19 protein-coding genes, 1 tRNA gene and 1 riboswitch are annotated in these 22,663 nt (G+C 45.7%); of the genes, 7 read left to right on the top strand and 13 right to left on the bottom strand.

Annotated elements, in window-relative coordinates; genetic code table 11:
• Nucleotides 1-3: 3 nt before the first annotated feature.
• The 5 genes from MHI14_RS20545 to MHI14_RS20565 form a co-directional block, all read right to left on the bottom strand.
• Nucleotides 4-858 carry a carbohydrate ABC transporter permease gene (locus MHI14_RS20545; RefSeq protein WP_341131733.1) on the bottom strand — a complete coding sequence of 285 codons (855 nt, stop codon included), beginning with the start codon at nucleotides 856-858 and terminating at the stop codon, nucleotides 4-6.
• A gap of 36 nt (nucleotides 859-894) precedes the next feature.
• Nucleotides 895-1,776, bottom strand: a complete 882-nt coding sequence (locus MHI14_RS20550; RefSeq protein WP_341131121.1) for a carbohydrate ABC transporter permease — start codon at nucleotides 1,774-1,776, stop codon at nucleotides 895-897.
• Between the two features lie 101 nt (nucleotides 1,777-1,877).
• Nucleotides 1,878-3,191 carry an extracellular solute-binding protein gene (locus MHI14_RS20555; protein ID WP_341131122.1) on the bottom strand — a complete coding sequence of 438 codons (1,314 nt, stop codon included), beginning with the start codon at nucleotides 3,189-3,191 and terminating at the stop codon, nucleotides 1,878-1,880.
• Nucleotides 3,192-3,447: 256 nt separating this feature from the next.
• Nucleotides 3,448-5,541: an acyltransferase family protein gene (locus MHI14_RS20560; RefSeq protein ID WP_341131123.1), complete on the bottom strand. Its 2,094-nt coding sequence runs from the start codon at nucleotides 5,539-5,541 to the stop codon at nucleotides 3,448-3,450.
• A gap of 574 nt (nucleotides 5,542-6,115) precedes the next feature.
• A complete protein-coding gene (locus MHI14_RS20565; protein ID WP_341131124.1) occupies nucleotides 6,116-6,676 on the bottom strand; it encodes a flavin reductase family protein in 561 nt (186 codons plus the stop codon).
• Nucleotides 6,677-6,906: 230 nt separating this feature from the next.
• Here MHI14_RS20565 and catA point away from each other — a divergent pair, with 230 nt between their 5' ends.
• A complete protein-coding gene (catA, locus tag MHI14_RS20570; protein ID WP_341131125.1) occupies nucleotides 6,907-7,554 on the top strand; it encodes a type A chloramphenicol O-acetyltransferase in 648 nt (215 codons plus the stop codon).
• 82 nt (nucleotides 7,555-7,636) lie between these two features.
• Here catA and MHI14_RS20575 read toward each other — a convergent pair whose 3' ends face one another.
• The gene (locus MHI14_RS20575; RefSeq protein WP_341131126.1) at nucleotides 7,637-10,276 is read right to left on the bottom strand and encodes an adenosylcobalamin-dependent ribonucleoside-diphosphate reductase; all 2,640 of its coding nucleotides are present in this window, start codon (nucleotides 10,274-10,276) and stop codon (nucleotides 7,637-7,639) included.
• Between the two features lie 497 nt (nucleotides 10,277-10,773).
• Here MHI14_RS20575 and MHI14_RS20580 point away from each other — a divergent pair, with 497 nt between their 5' ends.
• The 3 genes from MHI14_RS20580 to MHI14_RS20590 all read left to right on the top strand — a co-directional run bounded on the left by MHI14_RS20580 (nucleotide 10,774) and on the right by MHI14_RS20590 (nucleotide 14,895).
• Nucleotides 10,774-12,537 (top strand): DEAD/DEAH box helicase, encoded by a 1,764-nt coding sequence (locus MHI14_RS20580; protein WP_105598137.1) that lies wholly within the window; start codon nucleotides 10,774-10,776, stop codon nucleotides 12,535-12,537.
• 3 nt (nucleotides 12,538-12,540) lie between these two features.
• Nucleotides 12,541-13,734, top strand: a complete 1,194-nt coding sequence (locus MHI14_RS20585; protein WP_091032154.1) for a YqhG family protein — start codon at nucleotides 12,541-12,543, stop codon at nucleotides 13,732-13,734.
• A gap of 210 nt (nucleotides 13,735-13,944) precedes the next feature.
• Entirely contained in the window at nucleotides 13,945-14,895 is a 951-nt protein-coding gene (locus tag MHI14_RS20590; protein ID WP_341131127.1) for a hypothetical protein, read from the top strand.
• Nucleotides 14,896-15,020: 125 nt separating this feature from the next.
• Here MHI14_RS20590 and MHI14_RS20595 read toward each other — a convergent pair whose 3' ends face one another.
• Nucleotides 15,021-15,239: a YqzE family protein gene (locus MHI14_RS20595; protein ID WP_091032160.1), complete on the bottom strand. Its 219-nt coding sequence runs from the start codon at nucleotides 15,237-15,239 to the stop codon at nucleotides 15,021-15,023.
• 194 nt (nucleotides 15,240-15,433) lie between these two features.
• Here MHI14_RS20595 and MHI14_RS20600 point away from each other — a divergent pair, with 194 nt between their 5' ends.
• Nucleotides 15,434-16,177 (top strand): N-acetylmuramoyl-L-alanine amidase family protein, encoded by a 744-nt coding sequence (locus tag MHI14_RS20600; protein ID WP_341131128.1) that lies wholly within the window; start codon nucleotides 15,434-15,436, stop codon nucleotides 16,175-16,177.
• Here MHI14_RS20600 and MHI14_RS20605 read toward each other — a convergent pair.
• On the bottom strand, nucleotides 16,152-16,946 hold the full coding sequence (locus MHI14_RS20605; RefSeq protein ID WP_133385927.1) for a divergent polysaccharide deacetylase family protein: 795 nt from the start codon (nucleotides 16,944-16,946) through the stop codon (nucleotides 16,152-16,154). The two genes, MHI14_RS20600 and MHI14_RS20605, sit on opposite strands and share 26 nt — an antisense overlap.
• A 455-nt stretch (nucleotides 16,947-17,401) precedes the next feature.
• Between MHI14_RS20605 and MHI14_RS20610 the strand changes: the two genes are divergently transcribed.
• Nucleotides 17,402-19,096 carry a carbohydrate-binding protein gene (locus tag MHI14_RS20610; RefSeq protein WP_283945613.1) on the top strand — a complete coding sequence of 565 codons (1,695 nt, stop codon included), beginning with the start codon at nucleotides 17,402-17,404 and terminating at the stop codon, nucleotides 19,094-19,096.
• Between the two features lie 146 nt (nucleotides 19,097-19,242).
• Here the strand turns inward: MHI14_RS20610 and MHI14_RS20615 are convergent.
• Nucleotides 19,243-19,327: transfer RNA gene (locus tag MHI14_RS20615), tRNA-Leu, on the bottom strand.
• 138 nt (nucleotides 19,328-19,465) lie between these two features.
• Complete coding sequence (pelA, locus tag MHI14_RS20620; RefSeq protein WP_200868499.1) at nucleotides 19,466-20,419, bottom strand: pectate lyase; 954 nt, start codon at nucleotides 20,417-20,419, stop codon at nucleotides 19,466-19,468.
• Nucleotides 20,420-20,847: 428 nt separating this feature from the next.
• A riboswitch (cyclic di-AMP (ydaO/yuaA leader) is annotated at nucleotides 20,848-20,979 on the top strand.
• A gap of 5 nt (nucleotides 20,980-20,984) precedes the next feature.
• Here pelA and MHI14_RS20625 point away from each other — a divergent pair.
• A complete protein-coding gene (locus MHI14_RS20625; RefSeq protein ID WP_091032168.1) occupies nucleotides 20,985-21,449 on the top strand; it encodes a C40 family peptidase in 465 nt (154 codons plus the stop codon).
• A 72-nt stretch (nucleotides 21,450-21,521) separates the two neighbouring features.
• On the opposite strand, the gene MHI14_RS20630 is transcribed toward MHI14_RS20625, so the two are convergent.
• From MHI14_RS20630 to MHI14_RS20640, 3 genes are all read right to left on the bottom strand, one after another.
• Entirely contained in the window at nucleotides 21,522-21,851 is a 330-nt protein-coding gene (locus MHI14_RS20630; RefSeq protein WP_017689352.1) for a carboxymuconolactone decarboxylase family protein, read from the bottom strand.
• Nucleotides 21,852-21,992: 141 nt separating this feature from the next.
• Nucleotides 21,993-22,211 carry a hypothetical protein gene (locus tag MHI14_RS20635; protein ID WP_091017488.1) on the bottom strand — a complete coding sequence of 73 codons (219 nt, stop codon included), beginning with the start codon at nucleotides 22,209-22,211 and terminating at the stop codon, nucleotides 21,993-21,995.
• Nucleotides 22,212-22,330: 119 nt separating this feature from the next.
• On the bottom strand, nucleotides 22,331-22,660 hold the full coding sequence (locus MHI14_RS20640; RefSeq protein ID WP_036609615.1) for a hypothetical protein: 330 nt from the start codon (nucleotides 22,658-22,660) through the stop codon (nucleotides 22,331-22,333).
• Nucleotides 22,661-22,663 lie beyond the last annotated feature (3 nt).

The raw sequence follows: 22,663 nt of genomic DNA on the forward strand, positions 1-22,663 counted from the left end.
CGCTTATCCTTTGACAGCTCCTGCTGTCATACCTTTCATAACTTGTTCCTGGAATACGAGATACAAGATAATGGTTGGAATGACCGACAGTGTCATGGCAGCTAGCGTTAAGCCGTAATCGGTTTGATACCCATCCGCAAAGTTCGCAATGGCCAGCGGTAACGTTTTCAATCCGGTTTTGTTGATGAATACAAGCGCAAATGAAAAGTCATTCCACGCATGCAAGAAACTTAGGATCGTAACCGTAGACAACGCAGGTACGGACATCGGTAACATGATCCGGGTAAACAGCCCCCAAAGTCCTGTTCCATCAATAAAAGCTGCCTCTTCAATATCACGTGGAACACTTGTCAGATAAGCAGTAAGCACAAAAATTGCCGTAGGCAAAGCAAAAGCCGTATAAGGTAATATTAAGGCCCAGTACGTATTTAGCAAAGACATCTGTTTCATTAAAATAAATAAGGGGACAAGTGTACTATGGATCGGAATGAGCATACCAACAACAAAGAAGGTCATGATTAACCCTTTCCAGCGAAACTGGAAACGAGCCAGGATAAATGAAGCCAGCGCTGCAATAAACAGCGTTAGAATAAGTGACCCCACCGATACGATTAGTGAATTGCCAAAAGCGGTCCCCAGCCTGGAGCTTTCCCATGCATTGCTGAAATTGGCAACATTCCAGTTTTCCGGCAGTCCGAAGGGCCTGCTATAGAAATCTTCATTTGTTTTGAATGCACTAATCACGAGCCAGTAGAACGGATACAATGTTAAAATACCATAGACCGTTAGCAGCGTCCAAACAATTCCGCTACGTAGGCGGCGAACCGGATGGCCCGAGCTGCTTCGTGGTGATGGCATGGATACAGGTGTCACGCGCATGATAACTCCTCCTCTCTATTGATTCTCTTTTCGTTTGCGACTGGTTAACCACTGGCTTGTTCCGATCAGCAGCAGGGAGATCAGTACGATGGTTGTTGAGATCGCACTACCAAAACCATATCGGTATGTTGTAAAGGTGGAATTGTACATATACGTTGCAAGCAGTTCCGTCGCATGTGCCGGACCACCCTTGGTCATGATGTAGACCAGATCGAATGATTTCAGACTACCCGAAATACATAGAATGATCGCTACCTGAACCGTACCCCAGATCATGGGCAGAGAGACGGATACCAGCTTCCGGATTCCTGAAGCCCCGTCTATTTTGGCAGCATCATGAATCTCGCCGGGAATATTCTGCAACGCCGAGATGAAGATAATTAGATACAACCCGACAAAGCTCCAGAGCAGCGGCGGTACCAATGAGAAAATGGCAATCTTGTCATCGGAAAGCCATTGCAGCTTCCAACTTTCAAGCCCCAGTGCGTCCAGCAGAAAGTTTAATATCCCGATCTGCGGATGATAGATATACTGCCAGATCATACCGATAACTACAGTGGATAACACCATCGGCAGAAATACGGCTGAGCGCAGAAACCGCTGTAATGGATTGCTTTTGTGTAAGATGACCGCCAGCATAAGCGCTAACGGAATTTGTCCAAATACCGACGCCCACACAAAAATAACGTTATTTTTCAGCGCCCGCCAAAATACAGGATCATGCCAGATCTCCACGTAATTATCCACACCAATATATTTGGATGCGCCGATGCCGGACCAGTTGAAGAAACCGTAGTATGCCGACCACACGACCGGTACAAATACAAACAATGCATAAATGATGACTGCCGGGGCCAACCCCAGCATAATAAAACGCCGACTGCGCAGTGCGTTCATCTGTTCACTTCCCTTCGATAAATTCCTTTACCAACTTGCAACTGACTATCCCATTCATACTTAAAACCCCTCCCCTGCCGGGAAGGGGTTTTAACGAATGCTTACTGACTAACTGCATTGGCTTGAGCCGCCTGAATTCTAGCCGCAATGTCTTCGGCCTTGCCACCCATAAGCAACTCTTGCAATGCATTATTAATAACCTCAACCGTTGCCGACCCCAGCTTGGAATCGTATACTGGCGTGATCTTCACTTCCTGCATCAGATCATATAATTCTACGAACAATGGATGTGCTTTGGTTTTGTCCAGATCAATCTTGTAACTCACCAATGTGCTGCTATCCAATGTGGCCTTCTGACCATCAGGTCCTGCCAGCGCGTAGAACAGCTCCATCGCTGCCTCTTTTTGTGCACCGCTCAGCTTTTTACTTACACCCAACCCGGTTCCTACTACACCGGATGTTGTTCTTGGTTCACCCTGACCTCCGTCCACTGGAGGAAGAATCGTAATATGTGTGTTGTTCAGCACCTCTTCAGGTGCATTGTTCACCAGATTTGCCAAGGCCCATCCGCCGTTCATGACCATCGCTGCCTTACCTTGGAAATAAAGCTGCATCATCTGTGTCTCATCGATACTGTTGAATCCATCTTGGAATGCTTTGGTGTTGCCAAGCTCCTGCATCTTGTTCAAGGCTTCAATAAATTGTGGATCGGTAAAGCTTGCACCCTCTTGTGCTGCCGCTTTCAGGAACCAGTCTGTGCCGGTAATCCGATCAGCCAGTGTACTGAATATCGTTGATTGAGCTACCCAGTTGGCTTTGTTGCCAAGTGCCATGGGAATGACTTTATTTTGATTAAAAGTAGCAATCGCTTGTTCCAGTTCCGCCCAGGTCTCAGGCACTTTTACGTTGTACTGTTTGAACAAAGCTTCATTGTAATAAATGAAGGAACTCGGCGCCAGATTCATGGGCACGGAGTAGATATTCCCGTCTACGGTGTATCCGTCCAATGCATTGGGGATAAAGTTATCTTTCCACTCTGGCTTTGCGTCCAGCTCTGTATTAATGGGTTGTAACAGATCCCCTTTTACAAATTCCTTAGTCATGGCATCCGGCCACATCACGAACAGGTCTGGCATCTCGTTGGCAGCTGCCACCGTACGAAGCCGAGTTTTGAGACCATCTGTTGGCAGGCCTTCATCCACAACTTCAATATCTGGATGCGCCGCGCGAAAATCTTCAATTATTTTGCGCATCGCAACCGCCTTTGCATCCTGTCCGGTCCAGTTGTGCCAGAGAGTGACGGTTACTTTGTCATTGCCGCTGCCTCCTTCTGAAGTGTCCCCGCCAGCACAACCAGCCAGAATAATGGAGAACAATGTTATTGCCAGGAAACCCGAAAGCCATTTTTTCAACATCTCTATAATCCCCCTCGGCGATTTGAATACACTTATTGTAAATGTTAACGCTATCATACCGTAAGGTGACGATCCACGGATGCAGGGGTGAAAAATATCGGTTTCCCTGTTTGGAATTCACTTTGCTGACTAATTGTTCCTAACATATAAAAAGAGCCCTCACAATGAGAGCTCTTTCTTGTTGCAGCCGTCGGTAGCTTCACCCCAGGCTATATATAATGAATAAGTGCTAAATCGTATTAAATATGATTGCGTATTATTGGATACTGTTTTTCACCAGTTCTGCAAAAGCTTCGGATCCTTGCGTAGTGAGATGTACGCCGTCTTTTTCAAAATATTCGTCATGTCCCTCACTTGCACTGTTCCAGTCAATCAACGAGACATTGCTGTATTTGGATGCTGCCTCATTCAAAGCCCTGTTCACCGTTCGTTCCCACGGACGAGGTACGCGCACAGTAACCAGATATACCCGATCCTCATCCTTGAGATAATCAAGCACAGCATTCAAGTTTTTGGAGTTAAAGGAACCATTCGTCCCGAGCTCCAGCACCACTTTGCTGCCCATTTGGTTGTTTTGTTTCAGACCTTCCAATACATCACCTGCCTGCCACATCTGACGACCGACATGTCCGTCCACATACACTCCCGATATACTTTGCTCCAGATACGGTTTTGCATCCAATATCACCGAATCTCCAATGACGGTATAATGAACCTTGCCATCCTGGGCAGGAGGAGCCGTTTCTTCATTGTCCTGAGATGAATCAGGTGTATCATCCTTATGATCCGTATTATCGGATTGATTCGCTCCAGCGTCATCTGGTGTATCATTCTCGTTAGTCACGGAGTCATCGGCCGGCTTATCTTCAGACTGATCGTCCTTGCCGGGATTCACTGAATTGTCTTGGTCGTCAGGTTTCGAGTCTGGAGCAGACTCTCCTGTTGGCTTCTCGTTTTTCCCCGGATCATCTTTCGTTCCTGCTTCCGGTTTATGTGTATGAGCATCGTTCTTTTGGCCAGAGCCTGACGTTCCTGTAATAGCTGGCAACACATCCTGTCCCTGTTCCTCCGCCACGGAATTCTCTCCATTCAATGTGTTGGACATCGATACCGAATGGGAGTCGGAGTTCGCTGCATGTGAGACCATCATCTGGGATACCGTATAGGACAACAGTAGAATCGTCATCAACAGACCTGCCCGCTTCCACCATACGTTACGTATACTGATCGATGACCGCCCTCTTCCCCATAATCGGGACCAAGAATCACGGAATCCGTTGTACCGAATCGGATTTTCAATATATTTAAGAGACAATGAAGCCAGTACAACCGTTGCAGCAACCTGTAAAATGATTCGTACAGGATGTGCTCCTCCCGTATCCACCGCGGGATTGGTTAACATAATGACAGGATAATGCCACAGATATAATCCGTAGGATCGCTCTCCGATCCAGCGTAGTGGCTTCGCTCCAATGATACGTCCTAGGAAAGACGATGGGTGAGCCAACACCGCTACCAGCAACGTTGTTGCAATAGCCTGAAGCACCATGCCCCCTTGATACAGAAACGGATCATATTCACTGCTATTCAGCATCATGTAGATTAATAAAGCAAGCGCAGCAAGTCCCGACACATCGAGCACAAGCCGATTCATGCCAGGCAGAGAGCTCGACAGCTTACGACTAGGCCATACTACGGCAAGAGCAGCACCAGCAAGCAGTGCGAATGCCCGCGTGTCTGTTCCATAATATACACGGCTCGGGTCCAAATCCGGATTATACATGATGGCCATTGCACCAGCAGACAATTCAGCTGCAACAACAATGAAGACGACCAGCCATCCCTTTCTTTTGAACACTACGATTGCTGCGATCAGTAGAAGAGGCCATATCAGATAAAATTGCTCTTCCACAGCCAGCGACCAGAAATGTCCAAACGGTGATGGAGGGCCAAAACTTTCGAAATAGGAAACGTTGTGAAAGATATACCACCAATTGCTTATGTATAATACACCCGAAACGATATCACCACGAAGCGCAGCAAGCCGGGATGGATCTGTACAGGCCAACCAGATCATCACCACAGCTGTCATGGTCAGCATGCCTGGAAGCAAACGCCTTACCCGTCTTACCCAGAAATCACCGAGTGAAATGCGTCCATGTTCCTGCCACTGTGACACGAGAATATCGGTAATTAAATATCCCGAGAGAACAAAGAATATACCTACACCGAGCAGTCCGCCCGGAATAAAATCCAAATTCAGATGATACGCGATTACCGCAAGTACAGCGATGGCTCGCAAGCCGTCAAGTCCGTTCATATGTCTCTTACGATTTAACGATTGTGACATGCATGCCCCTCCTTGTTACTGTGAGTCAACAACATCGGTGTTGGGGGCATAAAGGAACTCCTGATCGTTCTGGTTGTCATTAACATACGTATTGCACCTTCCATCTTTCATTTACAACATAAGAACAGCTTCTGTTCGAAGCACTATCCGATGATGCTACATTCTGTGTGAATTCTATCATCTTAAAGAAGACGAGTTGCCTGTCCATTAAGTTTAATTATTAAAATATTCTTTATATTCATTCGTGAGTTCACGTTTAGCATTATACGCCCGAAATAAGCCTCATACTTTACAGCAATAGTTACAAACGATTAAACCGATGTAACCTTTCCTGCCAGCTCATATAGCTGTAAAATCATACTCTAATTTTGTCGTTAAATATAGTACTTTTCATCGAGTGGCTAAAATTACCTGTCCCGCTTGCGCAAACCAGCATACCCACGCACACATCGATTGAAACAATTGAATTCATAACAAAAGGCTGCCGACTTGCTCAGCAGCCAATATCCATTATAAACCTATGTCAGACCGGATTGAAAGTTTTGCTCATAATTGCTTCTTCTTGCCTAGGACCCTAGAGGTGGAACGGGTGAATCTTTTCTTCTGTCCTCGCATCCATGATCCGGTATGCTGAACGCCCTGTGTACATCGGGATTTGCAACTTCTCCAGATCAACCATTCCATTCTCCAGAAAGTACTTCTGATCCTGATATCGCTGCAACACTTCGCCTGCAATCCATTCATGGTCACCATATGTCGTAATGTCCATAACCTTGCATTCATAAGCAAAATAAGCGTCTTTTAAAATGGGTACACTTACCTTGATTCCTTCCTCATATGGAATGCCGAATCTTGAGAATTTATCCGTATCTCTTCCACTGAACGTTCCTGCAGCTTGAATCCACTCCGATCGATGACCTGGCAGGAAATGAACACCGAATACGCCGCTCTTCTCGATGAGTTCATAGGAGTATGTTTCCTTACGAAGGGAGATGCCATATACGCCTGGTGATGATCCGATGTATGTATGCCATCCGGACGCCATCACATTCTGGACTCCCTCATGACGTGAAGTCACCACCGCTACCATTCCAGGATAAGAATAAAATATGGGTTCTTCTATCGGCTGACGCATCTAATCCCCTCTCTTCTTCGTTATAAAGACAATTTTAATTATAAAGTAAAGAAGCAGGTTGAAAAAGCGTTTTGCAGAGGATTTCGCTATAAGCGACACATTCAGTATCATGTTATACTGAGATGGTCAATTTCTAAAATACGATACTGGGAATGTGATAGGATATGGTCAAATCAGTCAAATATACCTCCTAAATGAAGGCATTATTCAAATTTAGGAGGTTATAACTTATGTTTAATTCAATCGTGTTAGATCAGTGGGATCGAAAGCCATACTTTGACCACTACTTGAATCAGGTCAGATGTACCTACAGCATAACTGCTAATCTGGATATCACGCTATTGATTGCTAAACTCAAGCTTATTGGATTGAAGTTCTATCCCGCTCTTATTCACATGATCTCTACGGTCGTCAATGCACACAGGGAATTTCGAACCTGTTTTGATGCCGAGGGGAAATTGGGCTACTGGGACGAAATGTCTCCGAGTTATACGATTTTTCATGAGGACGACAAGAGTTTCTCAACGATCTGGACAGCATTCCATGAAGATTTCGGGACGTTCCACAATCGTTATCTGGAAGATATGAAGAATTACAAAGATCACAAACAATTTGTTGCCAAACCCAATGAACCACCGAATACATTTCCCGTTTCCAGTATTCCCTGGGTGAACTTTACGGGATTTAATCTGAATATTTTCAATGAGGGAACCTACTTGTTACCTATTTTCACGATGGGGAAATATGTTCAACAGAACGATAAAGTATATCTTCCCTTATCCGTTCAGTTACATCATGCCGTGTGCGACGGCTACCATGCTGGCGTTTTATTTAATGAATTGCAATCTCTTGCAGATCGATGCCAGGATTGGTGTTAATTAGCTAAATGACAAAAAGGCATTTCTGACTTCATGATGGAGTCAGGAATGCCTTTCTTTTTCTCTTTTTTTCAAGAGATATTTAATTGCATTTACTGTACCCACAGCTGCTGCATGTTTTGCATCCTTCCACATTCATCAGGGATGCCGAGCCGCATGAAGGACATAAATCTCTCGATTCGTTAAAGGTTTTCTGATCCTCCACTTTTGGATACGTGCTCTCCACTTGATTCTGTTCTATTAATGCTTCAGGTTCGTTCCCCTGCACATCGCTTTGTACATGACTTTCCAATGCTTTGGCAACTGCATCAGCAATCGATTCCACCCGGTTGGCCCCGAAGCCAATCGCACCCGAACCACCGATTCCCTTGAGATGTTTGATCAACAGTTCAACCTTGTGCCCATGATCTCCGTATCGCAGGAACAGAGAGCACACTCGACCGAGTGCCTCAGCCATGGCAAACACGTCCGATCCCGCTTTGCCCACGTTCAGGAAGATCTCACCCGGCGTTCCCTCCAGATCATTGATCGTAATGTAAGCCATGCCAAATGGCGTATTGATTTTGTATGTCGCACCGCGCAGTACTTGAGGACGGCTTCTGTATTGTTTATCCAGCACTGTAGAAGAGGAAGGGGTTTGCTCGGAAGAATGCGTACTAACACCGTCCTGGCTATTGGAAGTCCCATCACTTGCCTGCACTTCAGCATTATTCGGGTTTTCTATGGCAGATACGACTGTCTTCTCTTCAGCTTCCGCCGTGTTCTGATCTTCAGCCTTGGTCTCTTCCTTCTTCGACGTGGACAACACCTGCACATCCCTGCTGCCGTCGCGGTATATCGTTACTCCTTTACAGCCAAGGTCGAAGGCCAGTTCGTATAGCTCTGCCGTATCCTCCACTGTAAAATCAGCCGGACAGTTGGCCGTCTTCGAGATGGAGCTATCCACCCATTGCTGAATCGCGGCCTGCACCCGGATATGATTCTCAGCCGACAAATCCATCGCCGTCACATAATAGTCGGGTAAAGCTTCACCCGGATGTTCATCCAGCCAATCTTGTGCAATCGGTACGAACTGTTCATCATAACCTAGACGGCTTTGACGGAAATACTTGAAGGCGAAATACGGCTCAATACCTGTTGATGTGCCCACCATCGTACCTGTACTGCCCGTTGGCGCCTGTGTGATCAGTGTGACATTTCGAATGCCCTGTTTACGAATCGCCTCTCCCACTTCAGGGTATGTCGCAACCATGTTTTTCATAAATCCACTCTGTAAGTACGGTTCAGCTTCAAATGCTGGGAAAGCACCCTTCTCTGCTGCAATCTCTGCCGATGCCAGGTAGGCCTCCTTTGCCATGAATCCATACAGTTTATCCAGAAATTCAAGGGATTCAGGACTGCCATATCGTATACGCAGCTTAATCATCAGCTCTGCCAATCCCATCGTGCCAAGCCCAACCCGGCGTTCACGCTGCTGATTCAGTCTATTTTCCTCAAAATGATATGGTGTTGCATCGATGACATTGTCCAAAAATCTAGCCGAGATACGAGTGGTTTCCGCCAGTTCATCCCATGCCACATCATGATTTGTTTCATCGTAGAATTTGGACAAATTGATTGCTGACAGATTACATACACCCCAGGCAGGCAGACCCTGTTCCGCGCAAGGATTAGTACAGATGATCGGATTGAAATACCAGCTGTTGGACATCTGGTTATAGTACTCCATGAATACCACACCAGGCTCTGCCGATTTCCAGGCTGATTCAATAATGGTATGCCAGATTTCGCGAGCCTTCAGCGTACGATAGTGCACCACCGAATGACCTGCGGCTTTCCATTGCTGCATATCCCCGTTCCACTCGGTGTCGTAGTCCGGATCGTTCGTATCAGGGAAAACCAAGTCCCAATCTCCGTCCTGCTTGACAGCCTCCATAAATGCGTTGCTCACACATACAGACAGATTTGCATTGGTCACCTGCCCCATCGTTTGTTTCACGGTAATAAAATCAAGCACATCCGGATGCCAGTCATTCATCATCAGCATGAGCGCACCCCGGCGGCTTCCGCCCTGTTCAATCAGTCCAGTCGTATAACTGAACAATCCGCCCCACGATACGGAACCGCTGGATGATCCGTTGACACCTTTGACCACCGCCCGACGAGGACGCAAAGAGGACAAATTAATGCCTACGCCTCCCCCACGTGCCATAATCTCCGTCATCTCGGTCAAGGTTCTCATGATGCCACCCCGACTGTCTTGCGGAGATGGAATGACATAACAATTGAAGAGGGTCAACTCATCGCTTGCCCCCGCACCCGCAGCAATTCGGCCTCCGGGTACTAACTTCCAATCCTCCAACACGGAGCGGAACTTGGACTCCCACGTTGCCCGCTGATCGGCTGTGGATTCGACAGAAGCCATCGCTTTGGCAAGACGGTCCCACATCTCTTCCGGTGTTTTTTCTATGTTGAGTGTCAATTTCTCCACACTTGTCTCGATCATCTCTCCACTTCGAGTCCTTACTTGTACAAGCTGGCCCTGACGTTCTATGATTTCGCCCACTTCCTTGGTTGGGAACTTGGGATCATCCTTCGTTAATACCAATACCACATCTCCGACCTTGGCATGATTCGAATCAGCGTCCTTCCAGGCGTATCGGTCCAGAAATATTTTTTCGCTAAGTCCTTCTAATTGATGCGATCGTTGGTTTGATTTCATCGCTACATTCAACCTCCCCGAATAACGCTACATTTTCACTATAAGAGTAAATTATGATAAAACACCACATATAGTGATATAAATTCAGTATAATACACCATATATTGATTTTCCATATGACTTTTATCACAGTCCATCTTCATAGACTCCCTATACTCGGACAAGCTTCTTGTAAATAAACTGTAGTTCACATTGGTTCAACTAAACTTTTTACACAAGAACGGAGAGGACAGAAAAAACCTGAAAAAGCGAAGCGTTCGCCTAAAAGCTTTCTGAAAGAAAGCTGCATCGAAAGCATACGCTATCCCCGGATTTCCCCTCCAGAAAAGGGAATCAAAGAAATCTGGGGATAACAGCGATTGGAAGGTTGTTCTGTCATCGTAGTGTTCGTGCAAATAAACTGTAGTTCAACTTGTATAGTTATGAACTGACTCTCATTCGTCCATACTATTACCTACGAATAAAACGTCATCACGTATGGCAGGGGAGGAAGCACAATGAACCGGAAAAACCCGCACCACATGAATCAACCAGTAGCCGAACTGCCCGTTCCGTTGGAATTTGATCGAAGCTGGATTAATCAATTGGAATCACGACTGGATAAAGGAGGTCCTTGGGGGGATTATCGACTCTTCCAACTGGGCATTCAAGCCGAAGAGACCAACCTGATTCCCAATTTTGACGAGATCCAGTGTTTGAAACATCTACAAGGCCTTACTCCACTTCCTCACCAGATGGACACTGCACGCAGAGTATTATTTGAAATGTCAGGCCGGGCCATTCTCGCCGATGAGGTGGGTCTTGGCAAAACCATTGAAGCCGGTCTCATTCTGAAAGAATATATGGTTCGAGGTCTCGTATCCAAGGTACTCATTCTCGTGCCAGCATCTCTTGTGCTGCAATGGGTACGGGAGTTGAATTCGAAATTTGGCATCCCTGCGATTGCCCAGAAAAAGGCCTATTCCTGGCAGAATGAAGTGGTTGTTGCTTCCATGGATACAGCCAAACGGGACCCGCATAAAGATATGCTGCTGAATACTGATTACGACATGATTATTATTGACGAGGCACATAAGCTCAAAAACAAGAAAACAACCAACTATCAATTCATGCTGAAATTGCGCAAAAAGTATTGTCTGCTGCTCACAGCTACACCTGTGCAGAACGATATGAGTGAATTGTTCAATCTGATCAACCTGCTGAAGCCCGGTCAACTGGGTCGTCAGGGTGACTTTGCGGCCAACTTTGTTGTAGACAAACGGGTACCAAAAAATCAGGAACAGCTTAAGAACGAGTTATCCAAAGTCATGATTCGTAACCGTCGCGGCGAAGGCCCCGTTCAATTTACCAAACGGAACGTCTCCAACGTGAATCTGCAATTATCGCCTGAAGAACAAGCGCTTTATGATGGTGTGACTTCCTTTGTTAAAGACCAGTACCAGGAAGCTGGCGGCAATCTGAGCAGCATGCTCTCCCTTGTTACATTGCAGCGTGAAGTGTGCAGCAGTCGGGATGCTGTATTCGTGACGCTGGTTAATCTGTCGAAGAAACTTCCGCTGGACTCTCCCCTTCGGGACAAGATTTGGGAACTCGTTGCCCATATTAAAGCGATCAAGGAAAATACCAAAGCCGAGAAAACAATGGAACTGATTCGGAACATGAATGAAAAAGTCATTATCTTCACCGAATACCGGGCCACGCAGGAGTATCTGCTAAACTATTTCCGCAACAACGGGCTTACGGCGGTACCCTATCGGGGTGGCATGAATCGAGGCAAAAAAGACTGGATGATGGATCTCTTCCGTGGGCGTGTGCAGGCCATGATTGCAACCGAAGCAGGTGGTGAAGGCATCAATTTGCAATTTTGCCATCATATGATCAACTTTGATCTGCCTTGGAACCCTATGCGGGTAGAGCAGCGGATCGGTCGGGTACACCGGCTGGGACAGCAAAATGACGTGAACATTTTCAACCTATCCACGACTGGAACGATTGAGGAACATATTCTGAATCTGCTGCATGAGAAGATCAATATGTTTGAGATGGTGATCGGCGGGCTGGATGTCATTCTGGAACGGCTGGAGAAGAAGGAATCTATTGAGAAAAGTTTGTACAAAATCATGTTGGAATCACAAACTGATGAAGATATTCGCCGTAAAATGGACTCACTTGGACAATCGCTGAACTCCATTCAACGCGAGGTTGCCGATGAAGGCCCTGCCGTATCCGGGTTGTTAGATCTTCGCAAAGGAGGTAGCTAACTCATGACGATGTCTCCCCATGAAGTGCAGGCTTATGTTCTCACCTATCTGGAAGCACTTGATTGTCAGATTATGGAGCGTTCCCCTGCCCATGTTACAGTCAAACTCTCGCCTGAGGCGGACAAAGCGTTGACCAATCGTCCCTATTATTGGGGGTTCGTGGAACGAACCGGAGCACCCGCTGAGACGATGTCCTTTACATTTATATTTGATCCTGACAGTTATCAGCAGGCCATTGAAGCAGCAGAAGCCAAAGTTGCGCAAGCATCACCTCCTGTTGTAACTAACCCTGATGGAACGAATCGCGTAGCCAACGGCAGTCCTCAAGTCGAGCCACCAAAAGAAACTATTCTAGGCCGTTACTTCGGTATTACGCCATCGCTGCCACAGCTGGGGCCAGGACGAATATTACGTGAAGAAGTGGTGTACGGCAGTCGCAGACTGCAGCAGATTTTCGGCGCTGCCCGTGAAGGCGGTGCCTTCGTAAACCTGTTCGAACAGGCTGCCAAACGGCAATTGCGCGCTACAGCGCCAGCCGTATATGAGCCTTGGCTTGGTGTGTGTTTCAAGGTGGAATTCGCCTGTGATTTGAAACGGGAGGAATTGCATTTTCTCGGCATCTCCCTTCGCTCGGGTGAAATTATAGAAAAATTCGGCACCAAGCTGAACCGACGTGATCTCAGTCCGAGACTTGCGGAGAACATGCATGTACAGACAGCTAAAGTTTCGTTACTTGATGCCGGAGCTGCTTTGGAATCTCATTTGACAAACCGCTTGCTGGAACTCGATTATAGCTGGGCAGAGAAAGCCCAAGAGCGGCTTGATCTGGAGCTGGACGTGTTGGACACCTACTATGAAGCGGTACTCCGAGAAGATACGCCTGAGGTAGAATCACCAGGTAACATAACCTCAGACACGGAGAATGTCCAATCTGACCGCACGCCACCTGCACCACTGAAAAAAGTTCTGGATATAACTAACGCTAAACCCATTGGAGCAGATGTAGAACTGGCGGCAGAAGCCACAGTACCGATCGACTCCGAGACAGATGCCGAAGAAGAGAAAGCAAAACAGGCGGTAATAGATCGTGAAGCTATGAAACTGCAGTATGAGACACGCCGGACCGAGATGATCTGGCAATATGAACCCAAAGTAAAAGTGACTGCCATTAGCAGCGGCATGTTTCACTTAAGATAGACGAAGACACTACTTTTCCTGCAAATGCTGGCAAAAGTAGTGTTTATTCATGATTGGCTGCCCGACAGGTTGCGGCAACCTTTGCATAGCCTGTCCCCTAGAATGAAACTAGGACCCGCTCAGGTAACGGATAAATGAAAAGTAGGTGTAAATTTGAAACGATTCTTTCATACATGTTGGAACAACGCTCGGAAAACAACCTGTATAACCTTGGGCTTGCTCAGTTGTCTTGCCCTATTCTCTTTCTGGTCGATAGCCAATGCAGAGGAACAAAAAACGTCTTCACTATCCCCCGTATCATCAACAGAATATAGTCCCGAACATCATGTCATTCAGAATGAAAAGCTAGCTCCCGCTGCTGTACAACGGTTTGCAGAGCAACAAGCTGTTACACTTGGTACATCTAACGCCGAAGCAAATTGGAAGAACGCCGATCTGGACTTCTACCCTCTGGGGCCGGGTACACATAGCTGGCTCGTGCAAGCTGAGTTTGAAGGCAAACCTATCGGATATATGATTATTACAGTCACAGAGCAGGGTCAGTTGATGCTTAGTGAATATGGTCATGGAAAACAGTCACCATATAACAATGAACTTCTTGGACAAGCTTTGGATCGACAACATGTGAACCTTGAGGCATTACTTGCTGGTGGAGGAGAGCTTCATCTTGGTTATGCTCTTCCCCTGCTTGCTTATTGGAAAGTGGAACAACCTAACCATCCTGCACTTTATATTGATGCTACGAACGGAGATGTACTACCGTCAGAGTTCCTGAACCTGCTGGAGGCTGATTCCAAACAGACCTCTGCCAGCATAACTGATTTGTCCACAATACCAGCTTTATCAGTTGATCCACTTCATCTCCGACCCGTCTTCAATCCGGCTGACAATCTGTTGTGGATTACCGCCACGCCTGTTGCTGCCGACCGGGCACAAGATGTGATACAACACGGAGAGAATCAAGAGATTGTTTTCTCAGCGGGTGATCGTAACGTCGTATACGGCGGTCCTCTACCCGTTAGCGGTTATCAGCTATGGCATACAGATCAGGAAGCAGAGTCCATTCTATATGTAGCGCTAGGTGGTAAATCATCCATTCAACGCTTTGTCCCTTTGAGCACATTGCAGCAAGGTGGCCATTTTTACATCGTAAATCCTTGATCATCAGCAAATTCTTAAGATACAGTACAGTCAGATAACCTGTTAAACAACAAATAAGACGCCTCCCCATTTTATTAAGGGATTGCGTCTTTTGGTTTTACATTAGTGAAATAGGTAAGCGATAGTCACCCTTTACCCGAAGAACTTCGTTTATGAGACTGTGTATCGAATTCTTTTTCCTTTTTCCCCACCCACAGGGATACAGCGAAAGGGATCATACCAAACCACTTCATCGCCCACGGCTCTTTCCTTTTGGTGCGACCTTTCCGCTCTTCCTTCGGCGTATCGATATAATGAACAACACGCTGCGTAATGTATTTTACCAATTCATCACTTTTGGCCATAATTCTGCCTCCTTCGCTCCTGCACATTCGCGGAGCTTACGATAGTTCTATTGTGTGCAGGATGTGTACTGGTTAAACATTTTTTTATTGAAAGAAGTATGAAAACCCTCAGAATGCACAGTCTAATGCCAAAGGTATCCATCGAGTCGTTAATCTGCATTCGATACCTATTTCATGAAGGAGTGTGTATTCCCATGTATAAGCTGCTGACCGCTTCGTTAGCCTTGCTAATCAGCTTCCATTGCCTTCCCATGCTGCCCCATGTCGCTTATGGAAAAGCAGCCCCGTCCCAGAACAGTCCATCCATGCTGCCGGTGACCGATGGAGATGCTTATCGCTCAAGTCATCATGCCTTTGCAGCACCCGTTATCCTGCTCGATGTAGGCCATGGCGGTATTGACGGTGGTACCTCAGCCCAAGGTGTGCTGGAAAAAGATATCAATCTGGCCATTAGCCAAAAGGTCTATCTCCTGCTTCGCAGCAAAGGTTATGCCGTTATCATCAATCGACTTGGTGATTATGCACTTAGTGATGAGAACCGCTGGCTGAACAGCCGCTCCCGTCATACCAGAGATCTTGCCCAACGTAAAAGCCTTAGCGAAGAAGTAAGTACTGATATCGTGGTCAGCATTCATGCGAACTGGAGTCCCCGATCTAATGCACATGGCCCGGTGGTACTGCACCAGAAGGAAGGCAGGAGTTATTTGCTGGCCCAATCCATTCAGGATGCCATGAACAAGTTGTACGGAACGGAGCACGGGGTCGTATGGGGCAAGCCCTTTTATATATTGAATTACGTGAAGCAACCTGCCGTCATCGTTGAAACCGGATTTTTGAGCAATGCAGCAGACCGAGCCAGAATGAATGACCCCGCTGAGCAAAAACGAATCGCCCAGTCCATTGCCAATGGCATTATTTATTATCTGTCGGTAGTGTAGGAGCAGAATGCCATTGCCACACCTCTCGAACCAGATCACCGATTCCTACAAATTGAACCTGATTTTGCAGACGAGAGACGGATTCACGAATTACTGCGGATGTGTTCATCCCCGAATGACCGACATGACCAATGACAACACAGATATTCTTGTCGATCGCACGCTGAGCAGCCAGATCCAGTTGCTTGCGAATGTGTGGCTTGGAGTTTTGATCATCCAGAAAAATGTCATTGCCTACAGGTGGCATATTTTTGGATACGGCCAGTTCCCCCACCACGGAGCGAAAGTTCGTACGGCTGTCTACAAAGAAGAGGCCCCGCTCCTTGCATACATCGAGCACAATTGACATGATGCGTTTGTCCGAAGTAATTTTGGAACCCATATGATTGTTCATGCCAATTGCGTGGGGCACATCATCAATCGCTTTCTCCACACGTGAGCGGACTTCTTCATCTGTTAGATTGGATGTGATTGCACCCGGGCCCAGCCATTCAGGTCGTCCTTTCTTGGGTTCCATGGGCATGTGCACAATCACATCCATCCCCTTTTCATGTGCAGCTATCGCATCTTTCTTCGTTGTGGGCAAAAAAGGCATGACCGCTACCGTTAGTTTAACTGGCATCGCCAGGATCTCTGCCGTACCCTTCATGTCATTACCAACATCATCGATGATAATGGCTAACCGTTTGTGATTCGATGTGGACTCTGAAGCTGCCGCTGTTGGCCCTCCTACGGATATGCCTGCGTAAATCACAATCAAAAATGCCATAATACCTGCAATTAATCGATAATTCTTTCTCTGTTCCTTCATCAAGATTCCCTCCCCGTAACTTCTGTGATCTCATTGTTTGATAATGAAGGGAGGAATATGTAAGCCAAAGCCTTCCTTAATAACAACATCCCCAGCCATTGGAGACCTCTATCTCAAGCGAAGATCCCCATTATTCCAGTTTTTTCCTATAAATTCAGACAATAACTGTCATTGTACAGTTGGAAAATAGAGATTAATTAGAAAAAATACTGTAATTTGTCAGGTTTTCAGTTTAGGAATTATTTAGTAGAATCAACAAATGAAAGAGCTTATATGCTACATTTCTTTCCTATGATTTATGGAAGGAGGTTTTGAAAGGGTTTACATAAAATAAATGCAAGACAATCCGCTATTCTTGTTTGTTATTCCTGGTCGCGGTTTATCTATGTAACCATTTACCATTATCGAGGAGGATGAAAGTAGTGAAATTCAAACTAAAAAAGACGATTAATGTTCTTTTGGCCTGTTTAACAGCCCTGCCTTTGATGTTAACCCCGACAAATGTGTCAGCAGCCAGCGATGCCAACATTAATTTGTCCTCGGAAAAACAACTGATTAAGGGCTTTGGGGGCATTAACCTTCCTGCCTGGATTGGTGATCTGACTCCCGCTCAACGTGAAACTGCTTTTGGTAATGACCAGAATCAGTTAGGCTTTTCAATTCTCAGGATCTACGTCGATCCGGATTCTAATAACTGGTATCGTGAAGTTGCCACAGCCAAACGGGCTATTGAAAAAGGGGCTATCGTATTTGCATCCCCATGGAATCCTCCAAGCAGCATGGTTGAAACGTTCAACCGCAATGGGGACACCAATGCCAAACGTCTGAAATACGACAAATATGCCGCATATGCGCAACATCTGAACGACTTTGTAACCTACATGAAAAATAACGGCGTAGATCTGTATGCCATTTCTGTGCAAAATGAACCGGATTATGCTCATGACTGGACCTGGTGGACTCCACAAGAGATCCTTCGATTCATGAAAGAAAATGCCGGGTCCATTCAAGGTACCAGAGTCATGGCGCCTGAATCCTTCCAGTATTTAAAGAATATATCCGACCCAATCCTGAATGATCCGCAGGCACTTGCCAACATGGACATACTGGGAGCACATACGTATGGAACCCAGATTTCGAATTTTGCCTACCCTCTCTTTAAGCAAAAAGGAGCCGGTAAAGAACTGTGGATGACTGAGGTGTACGTTCCGAATAGTGACAACAACTCAGCAGACCGCTGGCCTGAAGCACTGGACGTTTCCTATCACATGCACAATGCCATGGTAGAAGGTGATTTCCAGGCCTATGTGTGGTGGTACATCCGCAGACAGTATGGTCCGATGAAAGAGGACGGTACCATAAGCAAACGCGGATATAATATGGCTCATTTCTCCAAATTCGTGCGTCCAGGCTACCTGCGAGTCGACGCAACGAAAAATCCGGATACGAACACCTTTGTCTCAGCCTACAAAGGTGATAACAAAGTCGTCGTCGTGGCGATTAACCGTGGAACTTCAGCCACAAGCCAAAAATTCGTTCTGCAGAATGGTAATGCCTCCACTGTGTCCTCATGGATTACGGACAGCAGTCGAAACCTGGCAAGCGGAACCCCGCTTACCGTATCCAATGGAGCCTTCACGGCACAGCTCCCGCCTCAGAGCGTAACAACATTTGTTGCCAACATTACTGGCGGAAATAGCGGCGGGAATACAGGCAGTGGCACTACGTATGAAGCTGAGACCGGAACGTCACTTACGGAAGCTGCCATTGAAACAATCTACCCCGGTTACACTGGCTCCGGGTATGTTAACTTTAATGCGATGACTGGTTCAGCCATTCAATGGAACGGCATTAATAACGCTACAACAGGTACCAAAAACGTAAAGTTTCGTTATGCGCTGGAAAGTGGAACACGGAACCTCGACATTTTTGTGAACGGAACCAAAGTCATCAGCAACGAACCCTTTCCGGCTACGGGAAGCTGGTCCACTTGGGTTGAAAAAACAATACAGGTCCCCATGAACACGGGGACCAATACATTGAAAGTGGTTACCACCGGATCGGAAGGACCGAATATTGACAGCATTAATGTTACCGCAGCGCAATAAAAGTTCCATATGGCTGATGGAAGACCATTTGCTGTAAGAGCAGCTAAGCACTAACCTCTTGGATACTCAAGTCTAAAGTTAGTGTTATATCAAAAAATGCAAAAAAAGACTCCTTAAGCATTAGCTTAAGGAGTCTTTTTGTTAGATGCGGTCGAGAGGACTCGAACCTCCACGGGGGGTTAGCCCACACGGACCTGAACCGTGCGCGTCTGCCAATTCCGCCACGACCGCATATTGTATCTCCGTCATCAATATTGGCGACAAGAAATAATATATCATGTGGAATCTATCATGTCAACACTGAAAATAATAACAATAAAGCCCGAACCAGACATCCATGTCGATTCGGGCTTTACCTTTAACTACAAATTACAGCTTGGAAGGCCAGTTGCCATACCAGGCATAACCGCCTCTTCTTTCTTTATCAATATCACTTAATTTGTATTTAACTACCCCGTCACGACCAATAAAGATTGGTTTATCCGTTCCGATCTCATAGAAGCGTGCCCAAATTGGTGCAGCTTTGGAATCTGCGATAATTTTACTGTCTCCATTAGCTCTTTCATACTTGTAACCCGTAATTTTCACCTTGTTAAACCAAGCCTCAGCTCCTTTAATGGATGCGGTAATTTTAGCGTTAGCAGGTCTGGTTTTTAGAAATTTAACAATCGTTACACTCTCTCCAGCTGTCAGCGATGGCACTTCGTAGATTCTTGCGCTCGCTGGTTTAAGGGAACTGGAATCATGTTGTTGTCCCCATGCTGTCAGCTTACCACCTGAAACGACTTGTGTATTCAGAATCGCCTCCACACCTTTGGCAACTGAATTTTTACTGCGGTTAGCAAGTGTGCTGTCGATAAATGAAAAATCACCTTTGCGGGCTGCTACTTCATCCAGCATGATCATTACATTAATCATGGCATCATCATTATAGGTAATGTGCTTGTGATATCCGGAGCTTTGGTAGACCTGTGGCCATCCTCCGTTTGAATACTGCATGTTGATCAAAAAGTTAATTCCTTTGATTGCAGCTGTGGAGTATCGCGGATCATTCGTCTTTTTAAATTCCTTCGCCAATCTTCTAATTTCTGAGTATGTAGCCTTGTTGTCTATCGTGGACTTCGCCCACTCTCCACTTGTCTGTTTATAATCTTTTCTCCAACCTCCATCTGGCAGCTGGTTCTTCAAAATATCAGAAATACTCGCTGTAGTACCCGATGCATCCGCAGCAGATACCGTCCCTACAGGGAGAACTGCCATTCCAACTGCTGAGAACACCATCGTACATGCCAGGACAAAAGTAATTATTTTCTTCGCTTTCAAATGTAACACTCTCCTATGTTCGTTTTTATAAATCTGCCACTTCTACTTTACCTATGATAAGCGTCCCCAAACCTCCTTTATTTGTATTTATCGCATAATAAAATCAATTTTAATCCAATATGTGGATTGGATAATCAGATAATATGCAAAAAATCGATTTTTGTCAATATATGCAACTTAATGAATATAATCTCTCTAATTCTACATAACGGAATAGTTCTTTTAACTCATGACAAACCTATTTATTTATCCAAATTCGTCTTAAACGAATCAATAATGACGTTTTTGTCATGAATGATACCCAAACTTAATCCCTTCTTTCATATAAAAACCTTAATTCCGCTAACATTGAGGTATTACGAAGGGTTTTAAATGGGTTTGACAATTACGCATTTATGCAATATAGTTTCAAATAGTTACAAAAACTTAATTATTCATTGCCGAGTTTCATGTTTGAAAACGGGGGAACCAATTTGGGTGAATTATTCTTATACATAGGAAATATAGGGAACCTTCTACCGAACCCTTAGCTAACTCCGTAGGCATCGAAGGGAGAACATTGATTTTGAAAAAACTGATTATCTCCATTTTTGGAGCAGCTGTATTATTTACATCCGGGGCAACAAGCACAGAGGCAAGCAGTATCAACTCCGTAGTGAACAACATGACAGGTATTCCTTACAAATGGGGTGGCACGACTGTAGCCGGCTTCGACTGTTCTGGTTTTATGAGATATCTTTTCAACAAATACAGCATTGAATTGCCACGTACTTCTCAGCAGCAAGCCAAAGCAGGTACTCCGGTAGCCAAAAGCAATGTTCGGACAGGTGATCTGGTGTTCTTTAATACAACAGGCAAAGGCATTTCACATACAGGTGTATATATCGGCGGCGGACAATTCGCTCATGCCTCCAGCAGTAAAGGTGTAAGCATCACGAAGTTATCGAATCCATACTTCAATGACCGCTATGTAACAGCACGTCGGGTAACTGGACAGTTTATGTATGATAAAATGTTAGGTAAAATGTAATTCACATACAAAAAGGCATCGGTTATTAACCGGATGCCTTTTTTGTACTTAAAATGTATGTTGCATTGCTTACTAATGCAGCGCCTTCTGCACTCGCATCGCACCCTGAGACAGGGCATGTCCTCCTCCAACAGCTCCGGCCACGGCTACGGTCTCCATAATCTCCTGATCTGTTGCACCCTTGGCACGTGCTTCTTCTACATGGTAGAAGGTACATACCTCATTGTTGGCGAATAATCCAATGCCAAGTGCAATTAGCTGTTTTGTCTTGGCATCAATCACGCCTGGTTGGAAGCATTCTCCCGTAAACTCATGATATGACTTCACCACACCTGGCAGTACATCGCTTAATGCTCCAATCTGATCCTTGTAGGCATGAACTTTATCATTCATCAATGTCATGGCTTGTAGCACACCCTCTCGGCTATAGTTACAGATCTTCCTCACTGTACCTATCTTCTCTCCCGAGTGAGTCAATTATGCCAAGAAATCATGGTAATTCCAAACATTTAACGCTCATGGCTCTGCCATAATTATAAGCTGTTACTCACTAAGTGGACTCTGGCGCGGCTCACTGAACAGCTGATATTTGTAACTGCGATCCAGCTTAACGACACGTCGATTCTGACGACGGATAAGTACCTGCTCGCCATCCCAGGCAACAACAATCCCGGTTACATCGTTAGATTCCAGCTCGTCCCGTACTACTCTTACTTTCTCACCTGACAGACGCAGGGCGTCCAGTTCTGTATCACTGATCATCTTCATGGCTCCTATATTCCAAATTTATTTACAAAAAGAGACCTAAATGAAATGTCATTTAGGTCTCACGTGACTGTATTGGACTGTCATGTCATTCGAAATTATGTCCCGACTGAAAGTTACCGCTGCGCGTGCTCTTTGCTGTCGTTCTTCTCGAACCAAAAATCAAGCACTTTGGCGGACATCACACGTTCTTCAAGGTACTCCACTTGATGCGGTGTAAATTGTTCTTTCCAAGAGAAGGACAACTCTTCGCACAAGCCTACAATCGTCAGTAATTCTGACCAGGCAACATAGCGTTTGTACCAGAAAAATTGAGGATGTTCAATCATATAGGGATAAAGGTCATCGAATTCCGTATGTTTACAATCCAGGGCACGTTCAAAATGAACTTTCGATTCCGCCAGCTTATCATTGAAAAATTGTTCTGTTGCCGGTTGGTTCCCCATGGT

Source organism: Paenibacillus sp. FSL K6-2393, from assembly GCF_038002545.1.
Classification (GTDB): domain Bacteria; phylum Bacillota; class Bacilli; order Paenibacillales; family Paenibacillaceae; genus Paenibacillus.